The organism is Pseudomonas sp. SIMBA_067 (assembly GCF_046534675.1).
Taxonomy (GTDB): domain Bacteria; phylum Pseudomonadota; class Gammaproteobacteria; order Pseudomonadales; family Pseudomonadaceae; genus Aquipseudomonas; species Aquipseudomonas putida.
On the sequence record NZ_JAWRYH010000417.1, the window covers coordinates 1 to 273 of the forward strand.

At 51.6% G+C, this 273-nt stretch carries 1 protein-coding gene; it reads right to left on the reverse strand.

Features of this window, described 5'->3' with window-relative positions; genetic code table 11:
- On the reverse strand, positions 1 to 273 hold a 273-nt coding region (locus tag SB765_RS29690), incomplete at both ends, for an AidA/PixA family protein (protein WP_410932502.1).

Consider the following 273-nt stretch of genomic DNA (forward strand, 5'->3'; position numbering starts at 1 on the left):
TTGCACTGGTAGTAACCGGTCTGTCGGCCTTCGCGCCCAATTATTACGAAGCGAATCCCGCATGTGGCTTGTCCCTTGCTGGCTGCGGCAGGTTTCCAGTGCCACAGTTTTATATTGTTATTGACGGTTGGCTCACTCGGGTTATCTGGATTTGGAGTGAGAGTTGTTCCGTTAAGCGACTCTAATTGTGGCTGAGTGATTACTTCGTCAGTGCCGACGAAATCATAAATTTCGCAGGGGTCACCAACCCCGATCGCAGAGGCCCGCCAATAG